Annotated in this window: 2 protein-coding genes; one reads left to right on the forward strand and one right to left on the reverse strand. The window is 70.4% G+C overall.

Features of this window, described 5'->3' with window-relative positions; translation table 11 throughout:
* Positions 1-113 precede the first annotated feature (113 nt).
* Positions 114-239 carry a hypothetical protein gene (locus QMF80_RS37955; RefSeq protein ID WP_283461990.1) on the reverse strand — a complete coding sequence of 42 codons (126 nt, stop codon included), beginning with the start codon at positions 237-239 and terminating at the stop codon, positions 114-116.
* A gap of 109 nt (positions 240-348) precedes the next feature.
* On the opposite strand from QMF80_RS37955, the gene QMF80_RS37960 reads away from it, so the two are divergent.
* The coding region (locus QMF80_RS37960) for an aminotransferase class III-fold pyridoxal phosphate-dependent enzyme (RefSeq protein WP_283461992.1) at positions 349-710 on the forward strand (362 nt) is incomplete at its 3' end.

Consider the following 710-nt stretch of genomic DNA (forward strand, 5'->3'; position numbering starts at 1 on the left):
TGTGCCGGATCCTCGCACTCACGGCGGCGATCTGGCACAACGACAAGACTGGGCAGCCGGTCAAGCGGTCACTGATCGCCTACGACCACTGACCGCAACGACACCCCTTGGACTCATTCATCTAGGCCGGTGTCGCTCATGACGTTCGCCTCCAGGTCCAGGTCCAGGTCCAGGTGCAGGTCCAAGCGCAGGTGCGGGCCCTTACGGTCAAGGCTGTCGCCGCCCTCCGCGCCTGTCAAAGGGCCACCGCCGAGGGCTCCGCACCCGGACAGGTTGCCGAGGTCCGCGCCCCAGCCCCATACAGACCGCCGATATCCCCTCCCACCTGCGCACTTCTAGCCTGGCCGTATGACCCCTCATGCCCCGCACGCCGCCTCCCACGCCGTGGCCGCCGCCCACGCCGACCCGCACGCGGGCGCGGCCGTCAAGGCCGCCGACCGCGCCCACGTCTTCCACTCCTGGTCCGCCCAGGCCCTGATCGACCCGCTCGCCGTCGCCGGGGCCGAGGGGTCGTACTTCTGGGACTACGAGGGCAAGCACTACCTCGACTTCGCCTCCCAGCTGGTGAACACCAACATCGGCCACCAGCACCCCAAGGTCGTCGCCGCGATCCAGGAGCAGGCCGCCAAGCTGTGCACCCTCGCCCCCGGCTTCGCCGTGGACGTCCGCTCCGAGGCCGCCCGGCTCATCGCCGAGCGGACCCCCGGCGA

It is taken from the genome of Streptomyces sp. G-G2, from assembly GCF_030063135.1.
In the GTDB taxonomy this organism is placed as follows: Bacteria; Actinomycetota; Actinomycetes; order Streptomycetales; family Streptomycetaceae; genus Streptomyces.